Raw genomic sequence first — 249 nt, 5'->3', positions numbered from 1 at the left:
ATAATGCGCCGCGCATCCGACTATTACGTTTCACTCACCGGCGTTCTGTCACCATCATACAACGGCACTTTGCGATAGCGGCGGATCAGATACCATAAATATGCGCCGCCTAACGAAGCCCATACCAGACCGAGTGTCAGTGACGTTGACTCGAGGTTAACCCACAGCACACCCACCGTCAGCGCGCCAACCAGCGGCATCAGCAAATAGTGGAAGTGATCCTTCCAGCTTTTATTCATTCCTTTACGC

1 pseudogene is annotated in these 249 nt (G+C 52.6%); it reads right to left on the bottom strand.

The features are described 5' to 3' along the window. Positions 1-23: 23 nt before the first annotated feature. Positions 24-249, bottom strand: a pseudogene (locus tag RTW80_RS30240) (Putrescine importer PuuP); the annotation flags it as partial.

The sequence above is a fragment of the Escherichia sp. AM3 genome (assembly GCF_032029835.1).
Classification (GTDB): Bacteria; Pseudomonadota; Gammaproteobacteria; order Enterobacterales; family Enterobacteriaceae; genus Escherichia; species Escherichia coli.
This window is presented reverse-complemented; position numbering and strand designations above follow the sequence as displayed.